The sequence below is a fragment of the Rickettsia endosymbiont of Halotydeus destructor genome, from assembly GCF_049278075.1.
Lineage (GTDB): Bacteria > Pseudomonadota > Alphaproteobacteria > Rickettsiales > Rickettsiaceae > Rickettsia.
Window position 1 is genome coordinate 39507 of record NZ_JAPNPB010000003.1, and the last position, 17920, is coordinate 57426.

The window sequence follows — 17920 nt, forward strand, 5'->3', positions numbered from 1 at the left end:
CTCCATGGCGCAATGACGGTGAAAGTCTAGATTGCCACGTCGGGACTACGTCCCTTCTCGCAATGACGGTGTTTTTGTAACGATTCTGATCCACGCGGGCAAACGCCTACGTGGGAATGACACATACCACTGCTTTTTCCTTCCACACAACAACGCTTCCTCGTAATGACGTTTGAGGTATCAACCTAACAATATTACTTACACAATTTAATATATTCTTGATTTAGCTTTACTATATCCCATAGCCATACGGCCACTATAACAATAAATACTATTAATAAATAGAATATTATTGAGTCAAAAGTAGCGCTCGGAATTATTATAAATATTAAAGATTGAGTAAATGCGCCGAGAGACTTACCAAATTTGGTCCCGATAACTTCAACTGCAGCTTTTCCTTTAGTCCTAAGCTCTAAAGATAACGGAATGTAAGCCATTTCTTTCGTAGAATCAAATAAAGAATATTTTGCTGATTTACTTAATATATTTTGTATTCCGCCGACCAGTACTGCCGCATATAAAAGATTAATATTTTCTACAGCTGCCCCTATTTCATCCAGGAAGATTATAAAGATAAAGAATAAAAAGCCAGTGATGAATAACATAAGCGGCGTTAATAAAGCAGCAATAAGCCAGCTAAGCCGTCTGAGGATATTACTACCGATTACCATAAATGTAACACACGATAACCCCATCCAAATATTAAATTTGCCCATAAAATGAACGTAATCTATCGTATTTGGATAAAGTTCTTTTACTTTAGCTTTCCATGGCCCTTCGACTATATTAATAAGCAATCCGTAACAAATTATTAATAATGCTATACGGCCAATATATTTCGACTTAATTATTAACTTAAGACTATCCATCACTGAAAGTGATGTTTTTGTTTTAGCTTTTACTTTTTTCAAATCAAGAGTATGTGTCGCATCGGTTAAAATAAAACGGTTAATTACCCTGAATAATATCATTGCCGTTATGCCCGCAATAACTATTATCGACATAACAGGCTTTAGCATTGCTTCTGATTGATATTCCGGGGTAAAAGAAGTAGGTAATAAATCAAAATCTATTACTTCTTTCACCTGCGAAAAAGCAACTAAAACATTTCCGGCAAGTATAAGACCGACATTTCCAACCATACCGAGAACAGGATAAAATCTTTTTGCGTTGCTGGTATCAAAAATATGGTTGGCAAATTGCCAAAACATTAAATTAATAACTACTGCACTCCATAATTCGGAGAAAATATACATCACCGCATAGCTCCACTTACTAGCTATTTTGATGAACCATTGAAAATTAGGATAAGAAAGAATTAAACGATTTATTAATTCAGGATTTGGATGATAAAAATCTTGATTTGGAAAAATAACATAAGCAAATATTAAGAAAAATAATAAAAAGCAACTAACTATAATGTAAAAGATATATTCAAAATTAAACTTATTGCTAAGTTTAACATATAAAATAGTAAAAATAATACAAGAAGGGAGAACTAACCATAATTTTAAGAAGCTAATAACTTCTGCCCCCATGGAAGGGACTACAAGCGCGTCTTTAATGGAACGTAGAGCTCCAAAATTAAAAAGTATACAAAGCATCATTAAGGCCATAGGCAAAAAAAGCTTCAGCTCTTCTTTTTCTATCGGCCAAATGATTTCTTGAATTTTATTAAGAATGGTTTTTGCCGGTAACATTATTTTATACTGTAACCCTTTATAAAGAGTAAAATAAACTTTTAAATCTCTTAACTATTAAAGTCAACAACAAATATATTATTAATCTAGTGTTACTTACTAAATATAGATATTGTCATTGCGAGGAGTTGCGATAGCAACGACGTGGCAATCTAAAATAAAATAGCAAAAAACGCTATAAATTTATTATTTTTTAGATTGCCGCGCTCTCGCTGGTCGCTCGCAATGACGGTTGAGGTATCCATGCAACGATGCCCGCTCGCAATGACGTGGTAAGATTGAGCCGCTCAACAATATCAATTTTTATTTAGTACGATATATTATTAATTTTTCCATGGCGTTAACTCTCTGTACCGCCAGTAATTTTTTACATTTTCACTTAATTTATTAGGGTCAGATTTCCATAACTCTTTTATTTTTTTATCCCAAGGTTTTTGAGGGCCTGCATAATGCAAGATAAAATTAGAAAAATATAAACTTACATTATCAAAATAAGTAGAAAAATTCCATCTTATTGACAAAGGATATATATAATTATGAAAAGCAATATTAAATAAATCTTGATCTAGAAAGAAAAAATTACATTTTGATTTATTTAATATCTTTAATAAAAATTCTTTTTCTTTTTCTTTTTTCTTTTTTAGATTTTCTAAATTAAAAAACATTATGCCACCATTTTTATAGAAAACATTTATACTTTTATTACATTCATATTGAACGCCTGTGCCATGAACTAAGCCATTATCTATAACGCCCGCTGCAATATAATCTTCCATATTTATTTTTTTAAGAGAAGTTAAATCTTGCAATATTACTATATCTGAATCAAGATATAATATGGAATTTAATTTAGGAAAAATTTGATCTAAGTATAAACGATAAAGCACTAGCAACGGCCAACTAGATGAAAATTTTAACTTCTTTTGTATCAAATGTTTATCTATTAAGTTTTCAGGAAAACTAGTAAAATCTATAGAGTAATCTTTTATATATTTCATAGTCGCTAATTTTTCTTGCGATTCTGGTAGTACTGGATCATTCGGATCCATAATTATATGAAATCTATAGAAACTATTTAAGTCTGAATTAAGCAAAGCGGAAGCAATGACTACTGCTGCATGCTCCGCAAATTTGTCATTAATAGTTAACGCTATATCAAACATATTATCTTGTTTAATTTTCGTAAGCTTAATAACCTGCTCTGCTTCTTTCGCCGCAAGAATAAAATTAGGAGGCAAAGCTTCCTCATTAAAAGACGATCTCCCCAAAATATGAATTAAACTGAGCCTATACAAGCTTTTTGCCGTGAGCTCAGGTATATTTAGAGAAATTAGTTTTTTTAAGAAAAGTATTTCGCTAGAAGCATAGCCAGTAAAATATTTTAAAAAGTCTTCACTATTTTCTAAACTTAATAACTCTTTTACTTCTTTTTCGTGACCAGTGATAATTAATTTTGCTAAATTTAAAGCAGCATTTTTAGTATACAAGGCCTCTAAACCATGACTACCGTTTTTTATCGCTTTATATTTTTCTACTAATGTAGAATTATCGTTCGCATATAATCGTAGTAAACAGTCATAACCTTTTGCTACTTCTAATCTTTCTACTCCTTCTTCAATATGAAAATTACATATTTTTTCTAGTTTTTTCTTGTCATCTTTATTTAAGTTTTTTTTATTTAAATCTTCAAGCGCTAGATCAAATATTAGTCTATTTTCATTAGCTATACTATAAAATTTCATATAACTATAAGGAATGACATCCTCTGCATGAGTTAAAATATAATTTATTTTTTTATATCTAATAAATAAACCTAGAATTACAAGAAATAATATTAATAACAATAATATCTTACTGCAAAACTTAATAGTTAAAAATTTTTTAAGATTCATATAAAACATTATTATTATTATTTAAAAAAAATAATATAACTACCCGAAGGTAATAAAGCAATCTTAAAAAAGATAAGTATACCCTTGCAGGGATAGATTTATTATTATATCGTAGCTAATATCTAAAAATTTAATTATTTATGGCAAGAAATTTTCAATTATTTATTGCTTCGTTATTTGGTTTTATCAGCGGTTTTGTGCTAATGATCAGCGGCAATACTTTGAATTATTGGCTTGCTAAGGAAAATATTAATTTACAACTAATCGGTATATTTTCTTTTATTCTTCTTCCCTACTCTATTAATTTTTTATGGGCACCGATTTTTGACACGGTACAACTTGGACGATTAAATAAAATATTCGGTCATAGATTATCTTGGCTTTTCCTTATCGGTATTTTTTTAACATTTGCTATATTTATTTTAAGTTTTCTAAATCCTACTGAAAACTTATTATTATTTGCTCTAGTAGCTTTGATTATTTCTTTTTTAAGTTCAGCGCAAGATACTATTCTAAGCGCATTTAGAACGGAAATAATAGCAAAAGAAGCTCAAGGAACCGCCTCAGGGATATATATATTCGGTTATCGAATCGGAATGCTGCTTTCTAGCTCAGGTGCTATTTACCTATCTAGTTATTTAACATTTAATGAAATATATAAATTTTTTGCCGTATCGATAATTATTTATTTGATCCCTCTCATTTTCTTTACCAAAGATTTTAATATTACGGCAAATAATACTTCAGAAAATTATTCTACCGGTGTCGGTAATTTTATATTAAGCATATTAAAACCTATCGGATCACTTTCCTTTATTTTTTTAATAATAACCTTTCTAATTTTATATAGGCTACCCGATAATTTTATTAACGTTATGATCAATCCGTTTCTAATTCACATAGGTTATAATGCGATTGAAATAGCTAGCGTCGGCAAATTTTTTGGCGTAATAGGGGCTATAATCGGGGGTTTAATAGCCAGTTTTGTGATGAAAAAAAAGAATATATTAGATAGTCTATTTTTATTCGGTATTCTCCACTCATTAGCGCATATTTTATTCATAGCATTAGAAATATATGGCAAAAACTTTTCTTTATTATTCATTACGGTAGGTATAGAAAGCATCACGGGAGGTATGGCCATGACAGCTTATATTGCATTTATTTCTTCGCTTTGCCACGGTAAGTTTAGAGCTACTCAATATTCTTTTTTCTCTTCTATGATGGGATTTTCAAGAGCAATTTTTCCGATTATTTCCGGCTATATAGTAGTAAATTTCGGCTGGCAAAATTTCTTTGCTTTTACAACTATTATTACTATCCCTTCTTTACTAATAGCATTAAAAATAAAAAACCGATTTTTGAGAAAAGTATAGTAGTGCAACGTGTTCGATGTCATTCCCGTGAAAACGGGAATCCAGAAAAATATTTTTTATGATTCTAAATTTATTTCTGAAACTACTAAAAAATGCTGAAACAAGTTCAGTATGACAAAGAAAAGACTGGATTCCTGCATTCGCAGGAATGACATACTGCTACTTTTCAAACTACGCGACAGGACGGAACTAGAATGACGCTGTACTCAATTCAATTCACTTAATTCTGTCCTTGCAAATAATTTAATCTGAAAATTAATAAAATCATTATTTTCACTAGCGGTTGTTTCAGCAAATTTATTGGCGTTGATTAACATGTCTAAATCACGTACGATATCGGCAAAGAAAAATTGCACTTCACCGCTTTGTTTCATGCCTAAAATCTCACCCCCACCACGAAGTTTTAAATCTTGTTCGGCTATATAAAAGCCGTTATTTATTGCTTTCATTATTTCAAACCGCTCTCTCGCTACTTTGCTTAATCTTTTCGGATTATATAATAATATACAATAAGAGGGATTTGCTCCCCGTCCTACTCTTCCACGTAGCTGATGAAGCTGAGCGAGGCCAAATTGTTCGGCATTTTCTATAACAATTAAAGTAGCTTCTGGAACGTCTATACCTACCTCAATAACGGTGGTGGCTACTAATAATTTAATTTCTCCTTCCTTAAATTGCCTCATTATCGCATCTTTTTGCTCATTTTTCATTTTACCGTGAATAATACCGCCTATATTTGGATATACTAGGTCAATCGCCGCAAAACGACTCATCACGTCGATAAGAGGAGTATCATTTTCTGCTATTTTAACCTCTTTATCATTTTGATCGATTAACGGACATATCCAGTAAATTCTTTCGCCTACATTAAGCTTTTTATCCAGTACCTCTATGATATTTTCTATTTTACTAAAGGGCATAACATTTGTCGTGATAGGTAATCGATTTTTAGGCTTGCTCATTAATTTTGAAATAGCCATATCGCCGAATACCGTCAGCGCTAAGCTCCTAGGAATCGGTGTTGCCGTCATAACTAGTACATCAGGATGCTCGCCTTTATTTATCAAGTTCAAACGCTGTTGTACCCCAAACCGATGTTGTTCATCTATAACAATATAGCCGAGATTTTTAAAATTTACTTTTTCTTGAAATAAAGCATGCGTACCTATTAATATATCAATCTCGCCGTTTTCCAACTGCTCCATAATATTTTTCCTAGCAGTTCCAAGTATTTTACCTGTTAACAGCGCAATCTTAATATCTACTTTACTTAATGCTTTAACAAAAAACTCATAATGCTGGTTTGCCAGCAAATCGGTAGGCGCCATGAGCGTTGTTTGAAACCCTGAATATACTGCATTTAACATAGTCAATAATGCTACTAAAGTTTTGCCTGCGCCAACATCACCTTGCAATAACCTCATCATCTCAGTTGCTGATTGCTGATCACGCTCTATTTCTTCTATAACTTGTTGCTGTCCTTCCGTTAATTCAAAATCTAATTCCTCTAATACAGATTGTTGTATGTCGGTAGCTTTTTTAAAGCTATTACCCTGTTTTAACTGAATTTGTTTGCGGATATTATAAAGAGATATTTGATTTGCGATAAGTTCCTTAGCAGCTAAGTTTTTTATAGCTTTTTCTATAACGCTGTCCCTACTTGCATTACCTTTTACTTCAGTGTCACTCCCGGGCTCTTTTATGTCATTCCCGCGCAGGCGGGAATCTAGTCCCTCATAAAAATGAAGAATTTTTAAATCGGCTAATAATGATTCTATATATTCTATTATCTTAATATTAGTTTCTTGCTTTAACTTATTATATTTCTCTTCAAATATATCAATTAGCTTTAATATATAGGAATAAATTTGTTTATTATTAATACCAAACGTTAAAGGATAGATCGGTTCAATACTCTTCTGATTTGAAGAATTGGCTCCGTAAAACTTCGGGGGATTCGTGTGCTCACCTATTAAGTATAGGCTGCGCGCACTCACCCCTTGTTTTACGTTCCAATTATCCAAATCATTTGAGTATGCCTTCTCAAATTTAGGATTATAAATAAATTCAGGATGGGAAATTTGTAGATAATGATCAAAAAATTGCGCTTTACCGCTAATTATATGGGTGGTTCCGATTTTTAATTTATTAAAAATAAATGGTGGTAATTTATGAAAGAATACCATTAATAAAGAACCGGTATCATTAGCGGCCGTAACCTTTAATGGCTGATGCTTTTTTACCGGTAAAAATATTTGCTCAATCGTTACTTTAGTTTGAATTAACTGCCCTTCTTTTACCTCTGCTAAATTTGGCTCTACTATTTTTGTCTGATAAGAAACAGGGCGATAAAATAATAAATCACGAATATTATCAATACCTAATCTTTTTAAAACATCTGGGGCATTCGGGCTAATGCTAATTTGCGTTTTTACGGGGGAAAATAAAAATTTTTCAAGAGAGATTAGCATATAGTCATACAATATTATTTTATATGACTATATACCATATAGGAAGGAATTTAAAAATTATAAATCCAGTTTTAAACCGGCTCTAATTATTGCTGAAGATTTTAAAGGCATCCCTTCAATGAACCCGGCTGTTTTATATCCGCCAGAACCTACTATTTTAAAGGTTTCATTTAAGCTAAGCTCAAAGTTAATGGCTCCAAAACCACCTTTTTTACAACTTTCCTGCAATGGAGTAGCGGTTAGCATTTTAGGCTGAGACCAGTAAGCAGCTTCAATACCCAAAGAAATAAGGTCTAAATCTACTAACGGACCGGTTTTAACTCCAACACCATAAGACTTAAACTTTGAATTTTTACCATAATTAATACCAAGCTGAATGTAGCGATCATTAATTATAAAATGATTAAGCAAACCACGCTCAAGACCATATGGTGCTAAAATCGCTCTGGTAGCTGGTAAATATCTAACTGATCCCAATTCAATCATCGGAATATTGTCGAGATCTTTATTCATTATAAAAGAGTAAGCTGAATAGAATAAATACGGATCAATAAGGTCAAGATAACCGTAAGAACGCATTTTATTTTTTGTGATATAATTATCACCGTATATGCTATTAATCTCTTTGGTATAAGCATTAATATCGTTACCATCTTTATCGCTTTCATTAAATTTAGTAGTAAAAATATAGCTTGGTTGATCCGTTCTTGAATGGAAATATGCTATACCGTAAGTAGGGTTTATTTTATTACCCGCCATATATCTATCTTTTATATTTTCAGATAATAAATAACTAGCTTGCATTCCGCCAGTATTTATGGCAGCTCGTTGATGTACCTGACCAGGATATGTCTTAAATTTAGTTACTCCATCAAAAGGTCTTACCTCGTAGCTTCTTATTTTTACATTAAACTCTCTTGCTCTTGCACCATGCCCCCCTATTTCATGGTTACCCACCATAATCCACGATGTTGCTGTAAATCTGGTAATATAACTTAAAATATTCACTGCTATATTATCAGAATCGCCAAAAACAGCATCATCAAGTTGACGATAGCCCTCAATTGCTGACATTGCTATATCGGCACTTGCTCTTGATGACATATCCTTATCATAGGTAAATACATAACTATAATTTTTCTTCGGCAGATTTCGATCTTGATAGTCCTGCGCCGCCGCATTACTTACAGTGGAATAGAATAAGCAACCGGAAAGTAAAATTGTCTTAAGATACTTTAATTGCATAATAAATAGCTCTTTAAAAATTGACTAATTTTATATTTTATAATAATTTAAGAAAAAAAGTCAATAGTTCTTAACTATTTCAGGTAAAATTAACATGAATAAAATTTACTCCTCTTCTGAGTCAGCGCTAAAAGATTTGCTTTACGACGGTATGACGATTATGGCAGGCGGTTTTGGCCTTTGCGGCATCCCTGAAAATCTAATAAACGCCCTACTTAATAGTAATGTCCAAAACCTAACTGTTATTAGTAATAATTGTGGTGTTGATAATTTCGGGCTTGGGCTACTTCTACAAACCAAGCAGATAAAAAAAATGATTTCCTCTTATGTCGGAGAAAACAAAATTTTTGAACAACAATATTTGGATAAAACGTTAGAGCTGGAACTCAATCCGCAAGGAACTTTAGCGGAACGAATTAGAGCCGGTAGCAACGGTATTCCGGCATTCTATACTAAAACCGGTGTCGGAACAATAGTGGAAGAAGGGAAAGAAGTACGTGAATTTAACGGTGAAAAATATTTAATGGAAACCGCACTTTATGCTGATCTAGCTATTATTAAAGGCTATAAAGCTGATAAAAGCGGTAACGTTATATATAATAAGACGGCAAGAAATTTTAACCCTATAATGGCAGGAGCAGCTAAAGTCACTGTTTGCGAAGTAGAGGAAATAGTTGAAACAGGTGAGCTTGATCCCAATAATATTCACACTCCTAATATTTTCGTACAGCGATTGGTTTTAGGAGAAAAATACGAAAAACGTATAGAGCAATTAACAATTAGGGAAAGATAATATGGCGTGGAATAAAGAACAAATGTGCCAAATAGCCGCGGAGGAACTTCAAGACGGATCATATGTCAATGTCGGTATAGGTATTCCTACTCTTGTTACAAATTATATACCTAAAGGAATGAATATAATATTTCAAAGCGAAAACGGCATGCTAGGTATGGGGCCTTTTCCTTATGCGGGTGAAGAAGATCCTGATTTAATCAATGCCGGTAAGCAAACTATTACCGCTTTAGCGGAAAGTAGCTATTTCGATAGTGCTTTTTCATTCGGTATGATTAGAGGGTCGCATATCGATTTAACTATTTTGGGAGCAATGCAAGTATCACAAAAAGGTGATCTTGCTAACTGGACTATTCCGGGGAAGATGGTTAAAGGTATGGGCGGTGCTATGGATTTGGTGGCAAATACCAAAAGGGTTGTCGTGATAATGGAGCATACAGCAAAAGATGGCGGTATTAAATTACTTAAAGAATGTAGCTTTCCTTTAACTGGTACCGGGGTGGTCAGTAGAGTTATCACCGACCTTGGAATTTTTGATATTAATAAAGATGAAATGTTACTAACCAAAATAGCCAATGGTACAACACTAGACGAAATTACAGCTAAAACTGAAGCAGAATTTAAAGTAGCTTTATAGTTTTTTAGGTTAGTATTGTTTTAGGGATAGGTTAGCATGCTCTGTGTCATTCCCGTAAGACCCATTGTGCGTAGATCAATAAAAGAGCAGTATATTATTCCCATTGTCCTTTATGTAATTTCCTGCTCTCTATGTCATTCCCGCGAAGGCGGGAATCCAGAAAAAAGATGCTGAAACAAGTTCAGCATGACAAAGAAAAATCTGGATTCCCGCCTTCGCGGGAATGACATCGGAGCCATGTTTTACAGCATTACCTGGAAGTAAATAGTTTTCATGAATATAATATTATTTATTTACTCATTCGCGCCATGGCAATATTTGTATTTTTTACCTGACCCGCAAGGGCATAATTCATTACGTGATACCCTACCCCAACTAGCTGGATCGGATGCAATCCTCTCTTGTGGGTTGACGCGGGAGATAACTGGCTTTAACTCCGTTTCTACGCTACTGCCGGCATTATATTTACTAAATGCTGGATCTTCTCTACTCTCGCGCATATTTTTTTGTAGCTTTTTATGCTCAAGCGACAAATCTTCTTTCTGAATATGACTAGTATCGATATGAAAATGATAAACGGTTTGAATAAATAACTCTTTTAAATTATTTAACATTTGTTCGAATAAATTAAATGCTTCTCTTTTATACTCGCTAAGCGGGTCTTTTTGAGCATAAGCACGCAGGGATATACCTTGCCTTAAATGATCTAAACTATGTAAATGATCTTTCCAAACTTGATCTAAATTAGTTAATAAAATATATTTTACTGCATTATGCATTAAATCTACAGTATATGCCTCTTCTTTTGCTTTATATATTTCATTTGCGTTTTGAGTAACTATTTTTATAACATCTTCTTCGGTTGCATCATTTTTATTTACTAAATTAGGATCAAATTTAATAGCAAAAATACGATGTAATTCTACAGTCAAATTTTCTAAATCCCAATCTTCACGATACGAACCTGCGGGCATAAATATTAAAATTATTTTTTTAACTAATTCTTCTGTTGTTACCTGTAAAAAACCGTAACTATCTTTAGATTTAATAATCTCATTTCGTTGTTCATATATTATTTTACGCTGATCGTTCATTACGTCATCATAGCGTAATAAATTTTTACGTATTTCGTAGTTATGCCCTTCAACTTTTTGCTGGGCTTTTTCTAAGGAACGGCTAATCATCGGATGGTGTATTGCTTCACCATCTTTAAGTCCTAAAGTCCTTAAAATTCCTGAAATACGATCAGAAGCAAAAATCCTCATTAAATCATCTTCAAGCGATAGAAAGAATTTAGTAGTCCCAGGATCGCCTTGCCTACCAGATCTACCTCTTAATTGATTATCGATTCGGCGGCTTTCATGCCTTTCCGTACCTATAACAAACAACCCTCCAGCCTGAATAACTTGATTTTTTTCGTCAGCTGTTTGCTGCTTTATTTCAGCTATCTTTATGTCATAATTTTCAGGGGATGGGTTTTCTTTAGTTAATTGCTCTATTAGCATTTCTGGATTACCGCCTAGCATAATATCAGTACCACGGCCCGCCATATTTGTTGCAATAGTTATAGCCTTAAATCGACCTGCTTGAGCAATAATAAAAGCTTCATGTTCATGAAATTTAGCATTTAATACTTTATGGATAATCTGATTTTTATTTAGTAAACTGGATATCTCTTCCGACTTTTCTATACTAACCGTGCCGACTAATACCGGCTGCCCCCGTTCATAACAATCTTTAATAAGTTTTAAAATAGCGTCATATTTATCTTGCTTAGTACCGTAAATTTCATCGTCAAGGTCAATTCTACTAATTTTGTTATTGGTCGGCACCGCAACTACGTCAAGGTTATAAATATCCTTTAACTCTGAAGCTTCAGTCATCGCCGTACCAGTCATGCCCGATAACTTAGGGTAATTACGAAAATAATTTTGAAAAGTGATAGAAGCTAAAGTTTGATTTTCATTTTGAATTTTTACTCCTTCCTTTGCCTCTAATGCCTGATGTAGTCCTTCAGAATAGCGGCGTCCATCCATGACACGACCAGTAAATTCGTCAATAATCATTACTTTGCCATCACGAACTAAATAATCTACATCGATTATAAACATGTTATGGGCTCTTAATGCCTGGTTAACATAGTGAACCAGACTTAGATTCTCAAAATCATACAAACCGGACTCCGGCTTTATAATATTTTCCTGAGTTAATAATTCTTCCGTATGAGTTATACCTTTTTCCGTTAAATTAATAGTCTTTAATTTTTCATCTTTTTCATAATCAGCTTGCTCTAGCTTGCGTATTATTTTATCAATTTTGCTATATAGTTCAGAATTATCGTCAACAGGACCTGAAATAACTAACGGAGTTCTAGCCTCATCTATTAAAATCGAATCCACCTCATCAATAACGGCAAATTCAAAAGGACGAAGTACTTTCTCCTGTAAGCTATACTTCATATTATCTCTTAAATAATCAAAGCCAAGTTCATTATTGGTAGCGTAAGTAATATCAGCATTATAGGCTTCACGTCTTAAATTATCGCTGACACCGCTAACAACACAACCGACCGATAAACCAAGAAAATTATAAATTTTCCCCATCCATTCGGAGTCACGTTTTGCTAGATAATCATTAACTGTTACCACATGTACACCTCTTCCACGTAGCGCATTTAAATATACGGGTAGCGTTGAAGTTAAGGTTTTACCTTCACCGGTGCGCATCTCAGTTATCATACCCCGATGCAATATCAAACCGCCGATCAGCTGAACGTCAAAATGCCTTGTTCCATGAACTCTTTTGGCCGCCTCACGTACAACCGCAAACGCCTCATAAGCAATTTCGTCTAGCGTAGCACCGCTCTTCAGCTTTTGCCTAAATTCCGCCGCTTTATTTTTAAGCTCATCATCTGAAAGCTTTTGAATTATCGGCTCAAATGAATTAATTTTATTAACTTCTAAAAATAGTTTTTTTACCGCACGATCATTTGCCGTTCCGAAAAGTTTTTTAAATAAAGAAAACATTAAAATCCTGAATTAGTTAATATAGTTTTAAGTAGCAAAACATAGACCGTCATTGCGAGTAATAAACGCAGTTTCGACCTCACTCCGTTATTGGGAGGAGTTGCAATAGCAACGACGTGTTAATCTGTAATCCCAATCTGTCATTGCGAGCGACCTTCGGTCGCGCGGCAATCTTATGAAATTAGATTGCTTCGCTTCGCTCGCAATGACGGGTTCAGCTAATCATGCACCACGGCATGATAAATTTCCAAGTTATTAGAATATACACAAAATACTAAAATAAGACATTGTTATAAAATTATCAAACAATATTATAAAATAGCTGTTGACGGGGGTTATTAGTTTTTATAGAATTTAACTTATATTTAACAATTATGAGCCATAATCTAATGAAAAAATTATCTGTTATATTTTTATCTGTCAGTATGTTATCAAGCATAGCGTTTGCCGACGATAAAGTAATTGCTACCTATAAAGGCGGAGAAGTAAAAGAATCACAAATTATGAAGGAGCTTGCTCCACAACTTAGCATGCAACCGGAGTTAAAGGATAAAACATTTACCGATTTCGCTCCTGAGCAACAGGAACAATTAATAAAGATTTTTGTTAATAATATTTTGTTAAAACAAGAAGCTGAAAGATCAGGTATTGAATCTTCTAAAGAATTTCAGGAAAAGCTCAACAATGTTAAAAATCAACTAGCACAGCAAGAATTAATATCAAATTATGTAAAATCTCATGTTACCGATAAAATGCTTGAGGAAGATTATAATAAACTTGTTGCTACCCTTAAAGGTAAAGAAGAAATAAAAGTTGCTCATATTTTAGTTAAGACTAAAGAAAAAGCGGATGAAGTGAAAACTAAATTAAGCAAAGGTCAGAATTTTGCTAAATTAGCCAAAACTTACTCTACCGATACTGCTACAAAATCAAATGGTGGGGATATCGGATATATTATTTTAAATCAACAAGGTCAGCTAGTACCGGAATTTGAAAAGAAAGCATTTGCTTTAAAAGTTAACGAAGTTTCCGCTCCTATAAAGACTGATTTCGGTTGGCATATCATTACCGTGCTTGAGAAAAGGCCTGTAAGTGTGCCGTCGTTTGAAGAAGCTAAAACAATGATAAATAATAAGTTGGCAGGAGAAGCATTAAAGCAATATATCGCTGATCTGGAAAGCAAAGCCGATGTAAAAATATTATTACCTCAAAAAGCAGAAACGACTAATACTGAGAGTAAATAATATTTTTATCTTTAACTTACCTCTACTTAATAAATAAGGCGTTATTTAATAACGCCTTATTTTTATGTACAACAAAAACTCTAAGATGTCATTCCTGCGAAAGTGTTGTTGGGTGGATCAGCCAAACGGATGTCATCCCGTGATTTATTCACGGGATCCAGTTAAAACTAAAATAATTACTACTAATAAATTATTTTTCTGGATACCGTGGTCAAGCCACGGTATGACACTGAACACTTTGTAACGATTCCGATTTACGCAACAATGCTAACACTCTGTGAGAATAACATACGGCTGCTTTTTCAAGCTATCCCAATCTTTTCCATTTAAATGAGAATATAACAGTATTACAACTTTACTAGCCGAGCATGTCTTGCTAAGCTTTCGATGCCTTGCAAATCGGTTGCGGTAATCCATAATTGCAAACCGGCTTTTATAAAAAACTCTGTCAAATATTCACGCCTTCTATTATCAAGGTGAACAAAAACCTCATCTAATAATAAAATAGGTGTGGTTTGATTAGATTTAATAAAATAATTAACTTCCGCCAGCATTACGGCAATTAATATAGCTTTCTGCTCACCGGTAGAGCAAAATTTTGCTAAAATATCTTTTTTCTTATGTTTAACTAAAATATCGCTTTTATGAACACCGAAACTAGTGCGTCCTATTAATTTATCTTTAGAGCGGGCTTTATAAAGCTCATCGATGATAAACCCCGTTACTTCTTCTTCGTTTGCTAATATTTTTTGCTCTACTAACCCATCAATGGCTAAATTGGCTTTAGGAAATTCATTATCAAGCTCATCAATTGCTTGTTGCATATATCTTAAAGTCTTAAGTCGATTAGAGGCAATTTGAACAGATATCTCTGCTATTTTTTCCTCAATTACTTTAAGCCAGTTCTCATCTATGTAATCTTCTACAATAATTTTATTGCGTTCTTGCATATAATATTCATATTTACTAACCAGGACCGCATGATTAGGGTCAAAATTATAAACAATTTTATCAAAAAATTTTCTTCGCTCGCTAACTCCTGCAGAAAAAATACCTTCCATTTGCGGAGTCAGCCACACTATGCTAGTAAATTTACCTAGTTCGTTATTTGGTATTTTGGCACCGTTAAATTCGGTAATACGTTTATTAGAATTACGATTAAATTTTGTAATAATTTCTGCTAGTCCAAGTTTGCTTTGTAACAATGAACTAACAGAACAATAATCCCCTGAACTTTTACAAATATCTGCAAGTTTTGCAGAGCGCAGGCCTCTTCCCGGATAAAATAATGAGATCGCTTCTAAAATACTGGTTTTACCGCTTCCGTTTTCACCGATTAATATTATCGGTTTATTATCTATTTTGATCTCAAAATGTCGGAAATTACGATAATTTTCTAAGATTAAAGATTGCAGAAAAATATTTTTCATTTAACTAAAAAATCAAATAACTTGTGCTTAAAACGGCATTTTAAAACCCGGCGGTAAACTTAAACCGTCAAAAGCGCCTGATAAAGAATTTTGCGAATCCTGATCACATTTTTGTTTTGCATCGTTCATAGCAACCTTAATTAAATCCTCTAACATTTCTTTTTCTTCTTCCTTTAATAAAGACGCATCTATTGAAACTTTTTCGATTTCTCCACGTCCTGTTGCGATTATTTCTACTAGCCCGCCTCCTGCCTTACCAGTATATTTAGTATTTGCCATCTGGGCCTGAGCCTCTTGCATTTTTTCTTGCATTATTTTCGCTTGTTTAACAAACTGATTAATATTTACCATGATTATACCTTTTAGTTTTTGAGTAATATATCCGAAATTACTGAATTAGGAAAATGTTTTTTAATTAATTCCAAGTCTTTACTTGCCTCTATTTTACTAGTCAATTGACTTTTTAGATTTTGAATTTCTAACTGTTTAGTCCCTATTACTTCAAATTTTTCTTTGCTCCAGTGAAATAGCAACTCTGTAATTTGTTGTAGTATTTTATTGCTAATGTTGCGCCCGGCAATTCTTAATTTATTATTATCGAAGCTCTTTATCTCAACTTCATTTAACAATAAATAATAAATTTCCATTTCATTATTTTGATGGAGATATTTAAGGAAATCTATAATTTCATAATCTTTTTTACCAGACTTCTTATGAAACTCCATTTCTTCTGGTAATTGGGACAATGAGCTTGCACTCGAATCCTTACGTACCATAGCGTATGCTGCAGGTTGAGGCTCCGTACTTCCTTCAAATTCCTGAGAACAAGCAAGTTTGGTATGAGGGCCAACTTCTTTGCTAATACCTGTTAGCTCCTCTATCGATGGCAGAGATTGGGAATAAATCGACTTTATTGTCAGCATTTCTGTTTCGGTTAGCTGATTATAGGAGATTTTAATTTCCTGTGTTCCTTTGCTATAAATTTGCCAAAGAATTGATAAATGCGAAAAACTAACTTTAGCTAAAATATCTTTAATTTCGCTAAAAGATTCATATATCGGCAGGCTGTAATTAGGCAGCATTTTTACTTTACTAAGATAAGCTATAAAGTCCGCTACTGACTCAATAAAAATCTCAAGATTGCTCGAAGACATATATAATTTTTCTACTAAAGCGATAGCGTTCTTTACGTCTTTCTTAATTACATAATTAATAAACTCTATTATAACGGCAATATCGGCCAATCCAAGTATTTGATTGATCATTTGGCAAGTGATTAAGCTTTCTGACTTTGCCGACATACCGGCAGCCTGATCTAAAATAGAAACGGCATCTCTTGCAGATCCTTCAGATTTAACAGCAATTATTTTTAAAGCGGCGGGCTCAATTTTTAAGCCTTCTTTATTGGCGATAGATGTAAGTAAATTAAAAATTTCTTCAAAAGTCAGTCTTCTTAAGTCATATCTTTGACATCTTGAAATAATAGTAGCAGGAATTTTTTGCACTTCAGTAGTAGCAAAAATAAATATTATATGGGGGGGTGGTTCTTCTAAAGTTTTAAGTAAGGCATTAAAAGCACCTTTAGATAGCATATGTACTTCATCGATAATAAAGATTTTATATTGCGATAATAGAGGTTTATATTCTGCCGATTCTATTACCTTACGTATATCCTCAACACTAGTGCGGCTTGCGGCGTCAATCTCAATTATATCGGGGTGGTTGTGGTTATTAAAACTAATACAATTTGAGCATTGCTCGCATGTCCTTATATTTATCCCTTCAGTAATCAAAGCAGTACAATTAACAGTTTTTGCAATAATACGAGCAGAGCTAGTTTTACCAACTCCTCTAATACCAGTTAAAAGATAACCTTGTGCAAGACGATTATTAAGAATCGTGTGGCTGAGCACTTTTACAAGTACTTCTTGCCCCTGTAGCTCAGAAAAGCCGCCAGGGCGATATTTTCTAGCAAAAGGAATATATTGAATGGATGATTTTATCACAATAATACTTTTTGGTGTTGTGTGCTATTCCTGTGAAGCATTGTTATGTGGATAATTTAAAGCGTGTTCGATATCATTTCCGCTGTTCCTTATGTCATTC

12 protein-coding genes are annotated in these 17920 nt (G+C 33.3%); 4 read left to right on the forward strand and 8 right to left on the reverse strand.

The genetic code is table 11. The annotated features are described in order from the left end of the window. Positions 1 to 194 precede the first annotated feature (194 nt). On the reverse strand, positions 195 to 1700 hold the full coding sequence (locus tag OTR29_RS03825) for an Npt1/Npt2 family nucleotide transporter (RefSeq protein WP_422229342.1): 1506 nt from the start codon (positions 1698 to 1700) through the stop codon (positions 195 to 197). A gap of 323 nt (positions 1701 to 2023) precedes the next feature. Then, on the reverse strand, positions 2024 to 3601 hold the full coding sequence (locus OTR29_RS03830; protein ID WP_422229343.1) for a glycosyltransferase family 8 protein: 1578 nt from the start codon (positions 3599 to 3601) through the stop codon (positions 2024 to 2026). 131 nt (positions 3602 to 3732) lie between these two features. Here OTR29_RS03830 and OTR29_RS03835 point away from each other — a divergent pair, with 131 nt between their 5' ends. Next, positions 3733 to 4968 (forward strand): AmpG family muropeptide MFS transporter, encoded by a 1236-nt coding sequence (locus OTR29_RS03835; RefSeq protein WP_422229344.1) that lies wholly within the window; start codon positions 3733 to 3735, stop codon positions 4966 to 4968. 206 nt (positions 4969 to 5174) lie between these two features. On the opposite strand, the gene OTR29_RS03840 is transcribed toward OTR29_RS03835, so the two are convergent. Together OTR29_RS03840 and OTR29_RS03845 are read right to left on the reverse strand one after the other, a co-directional pair. Further along, positions 5175 to 7439 (reverse strand): ATP-dependent DNA helicase RecG, encoded by a 2265-nt coding sequence (locus OTR29_RS03840; RefSeq protein WP_422229345.1) that lies wholly within the window; start codon positions 7437 to 7439, stop codon positions 5175 to 5177. Between the two features lie 57 nt (positions 7440 to 7496). Beyond that, on the reverse strand, positions 7497 to 8684 hold the full coding sequence (locus OTR29_RS03845) for a hypothetical protein (protein ID WP_422229346.1): 1188 nt from the start codon (positions 8682 to 8684) through the stop codon (positions 7497 to 7499). A gap of 94 nt (positions 8685 to 8778) precedes the next feature. Between OTR29_RS03845 and OTR29_RS03850 the strand changes: the two genes are divergently transcribed. Continuing rightward, positions 8779 to 9477, forward strand: a complete 699-nt coding sequence (locus OTR29_RS03850) for a CoA transferase subunit A (protein WP_422229347.1) — start codon at positions 8779 to 8781, stop codon at positions 9475 to 9477. Between the two features lies 1 nt (position 9478). Continuing rightward, positions 9479 to 10114: a 3-oxoacid CoA-transferase subunit B gene (locus OTR29_RS03855; RefSeq protein ID WP_422229348.1), complete on the forward strand. Its 636-nt coding sequence runs from the start codon at positions 9479 to 9481 to the stop codon at positions 10112 to 10114. Between the two features lie 293 nt (positions 10115 to 10407). On the opposite strand, the gene secA is transcribed toward OTR29_RS03855, so the two are convergent. Next, positions 10408 to 13140, reverse strand: coding sequence for a preprotein translocase subunit SecA (gene secA, locus OTR29_RS03860; RefSeq protein ID WP_422229349.1), 2733 nt, complete (start codon positions 13138 to 13140; stop codon positions 10408 to 10410). 389 nt (positions 13141 to 13529) lie between these two features. Between secA and OTR29_RS03865 the strand changes: the two genes are divergently transcribed. Further along, positions 13530 to 14384, forward strand: coding sequence for a peptidylprolyl isomerase (locus OTR29_RS03865; protein ID WP_422229511.1), 855 nt, complete (start codon positions 13530 to 13532; stop codon positions 14382 to 14384). A gap of 347 nt (positions 14385 to 14731) precedes the next feature. Here the strand turns inward: OTR29_RS03865 and recF are convergent, their stop codons facing one another. From recF to dnaX, 3 genes are read right to left on the reverse strand one after another with little or no spacing between them, the layout of a single operon-like run. Further along, entirely contained in the window at positions 14732 to 15814 is a 1083-nt protein-coding gene (gene recF / locus OTR29_RS03870) for a DNA replication/repair protein RecF (protein WP_422229350.1), read from the reverse strand. Between the two features lie 27 nt (positions 15815 to 15841). Beyond that, positions 15842 to 16165 carry a YbaB/EbfC family nucleoid-associated protein gene (locus OTR29_RS03875; RefSeq protein ID WP_422229351.1) on the reverse strand — a complete coding sequence of 108 codons (324 nt, stop codon included), beginning with the start codon at positions 16163 to 16165 and terminating at the stop codon, positions 15842 to 15844. A gap of 11 nt (positions 16166 to 16176) precedes the next feature. Further along, the gene (gene dnaX / locus OTR29_RS03880) at positions 16177 to 17826 is read right to left on the reverse strand and encodes a DNA polymerase III subunit gamma/tau (RefSeq protein ID WP_422229513.1); all 1650 of its coding nucleotides are present in this window, start codon (positions 17824 to 17826) and stop codon (positions 16177 to 16179) included. Positions 17827 to 17920 lie beyond the last annotated feature (94 nt).

Bases quoted from the DNA above. Each gene is read 5' to 3' on its own strand.
- OTR29_RS03825 (WP_422229342.1), bottom strand. From the start codon at position 1,700: ATGTTACCGGCAAAAACCATTCTTAATAAAATTCAAGAAATCATTTGG.
- OTR29_RS03830 (WP_422229343.1), bottom strand. From the start codon at position 3,601: ATGTTTTATATGAATCTTAAAAAATTTTTAACTATTAAGTTTTGCAGT.
- OTR29_RS03835 (WP_422229344.1), top strand. From the start codon at position 3,733: ATGGCAAGAAATTTTCAATTATTTATTGCTTCGTTATTTGGTTTTATC.
- OTR29_RS03840 (WP_422229345.1), bottom strand. From the start codon at position 7,439: ATGCTAATCTCTCTTGAAAAATTTTTATTTTCCCCCGTAAAAACGCAA.
- OTR29_RS03845 (WP_422229346.1), bottom strand. From the start codon at position 8,684: ATGCAATTAAAGTATCTTAAGACAATTTTACTTTCCGGTTGCTTATTC.
- OTR29_RS03850 (WP_422229347.1), top strand. From the start codon at position 8,779: ATGAATAAAATTTACTCCTCTTCTGAGTCAGCGCTAAAAGATTTGCTT.
- OTR29_RS03855 (WP_422229348.1), top strand. From the start codon at position 9,479: ATGGCGTGGAATAAAGAACAAATGTGCCAAATAGCCGCGGAGGAACTT.
- secA (WP_422229349.1), bottom strand. From the start codon at position 13,140: ATGTTTTCTTTATTTAAAAAACTTTTCGGAACGGCAAATGATCGTGCG.
- OTR29_RS03865 (WP_422229511.1), top strand. From the start codon at position 13,530: ATGAAAAAATTATCTGTTATATTTTTATCTGTCAGTATGTTATCAAGC.
- recF (WP_422229350.1), bottom strand. From the start codon at position 15,814: ATGAAAAATATTTTTCTGCAATCTTTAATCTTAGAAAATTATCGTAAT.
- OTR29_RS03875 (WP_422229351.1), bottom strand. From the start codon at position 16,165: ATGGTAAATATTAATCAGTTTGTTAAACAAGCGAAAATAATGCAAGAA.